Source organism: Dolichospermum circinale AWQC310F (assembly GCF_000426925.1).
Lineage (GTDB): Bacteria > Cyanobacteriota > Cyanobacteriia > Cyanobacteriales > Nostocaceae > Dolichospermum > Dolichospermum circinale.
In genome coordinates, this window is the sequence record NZ_KE384717.1 from 125070 (window position 1) to 126546 (window position 1477).

The 1477-nt window shown below is 40.6% G+C and carries 1 protein-coding gene and 1 pseudogene; one reads left to right on the forward strand and one right to left on the reverse strand.

From position 1 onward, the window contains the following. Positions 1-61 precede the first annotated feature (61 nt). Positions 62-1042 (reverse strand): 7,8-didemethyl-8-hydroxy-5-deazariboflavin synthase subunit CofG, encoded by a 981-nt coding sequence (cofG, locus tag ACIR310F_RS0120985; RefSeq protein WP_028085533.1) that lies wholly within the window; start codon positions 1040-1042, stop codon positions 62-64. 321 nt (positions 1043-1363) lie between these two features. Between cofG and ACIR310F_RS25930 the strand changes: the two are divergent. Then, a pseudogene (locus tag ACIR310F_RS25930) lies at positions 1364-1477 on the forward strand (photosystem II q(b) protein); the annotation flags it as partial.

Here is a 1477-nt window from a genome sequence, read left to right on the forward strand (position 1 = left end):
GAATCATACCTTCATTCACCAACGCCCATATTTTTTTTGACGTTGCTGAATTAGGGGTAGGTTACTGAGATTGTGGAAGTTTAAATCTTCTGCGCCATTGTTTTACCTTTTGTAGTAAATTTGCATCCAACCAATCATCAAACTGGGGATACACTGGTAAGCGCGGTACTAATTCCCAGCCACCAGGCTCTAAAATATTCCTAAGTTCTTGCTCTTGTAAATGAGGATAATCAGGATTAACTTCATCCTTGGGACTTATTCCCCCTAAATCCCTGGCCCCTGCGGCTAGACAAGCAAGTAACCAATTTTCATCTTTAACTAAATTAGGGGGAATCTGAATTGTCATATCTGCTGGTAAAATTTCCCGCGCTTTGGCGATGACTTCTGGTAATTTATGGGGGTTAAATGGTGGTGCGTCGAAAGTTTGCACTGTTCCGGGGCTGTGGGGTTGAAGAATCACCTCTTGAATGTGATGGTAAAGTTTATGTGACTCAGAAATAGCTACTAAGGTTTCCCACCAATCTTCTTCTGTTTCCCCTATTCCTAAAAGTAAACCCGTTGTAAAGGGGATTTTTAGCTCTCCTGCCCATTTTAACTGTTGCGATCGCACTTCTGGCAATTTACTCGGTGCATGACGATGAACTGTATTTAATAGTTTTGGTGTCAACTGTTCCAGCATTAACCCCATGGAGACATTAACACTTTTGAGTTTTTCCATTTCAGTCCAACTCAATGGACCGACATTGGTATGGGGTAAAAATCCCATTTCTAGTGCCAATAAACACAAATCATAAATGCGCTCAAACCAGGGTTCACGCCTTGCTGAATCAGGATGTACCTCGCCACTGAGGATGAGTATTTCACAGACGTTTTGATTTTTTAGTTGTGACAAAATTTCTTGAGCTTCCCCTAGAGTCAACCACAGACTTTTAGCCGGTTCGCTGCGGAAATTACAGTATGTACAACGGTTAAAGCATTCATAAGTGGGAACAATAGTATAAGCAGGGCTGTAAGTAACAATATTCTGACTAGATAGAGACATATATAGTAGGAGTTGCAGCTAAAACACAGCTAATTTACAGACTTTGGCGGGCAAGATGCCCACCCCACAAGGTTTAGACCCCTATTATGCAGTTTAGGTGGTCAGGAGAAAGTAAAAAGTTCAAACCCCTGATTAGCAAAAAGATTAATCCCCGAAAGGCTGACTATATATAGTTTATAGCTCTAAAGATCACTTGGCTGAAAAAAATATTAAAAAATATTACGAAAACCCCTTTACAAATCTAAACATAAAGGTTAATATAAATTCATGAGGTAGAAACACCTACCAAAACATACATAACTCAAACGCTATTATAAACACATGACCACAACACTACAGCAGCGCCAAAGCGCCAATGTATGGGACCGCTTTTGCGAGTGGATTACCAGCACAGACAACCGCCTTTATATCGGTTGGTTCGGAGTATTAATGATC

Bases quoted from the DNA above. Each gene is read 5' to 3' on its own strand.
- cofG (WP_028085533.1), bottom strand. From the start codon at position 1,042: ATGTCTCTATCTAGTCAGAATATTGTTACTTACAGCCCTGCTTATACT.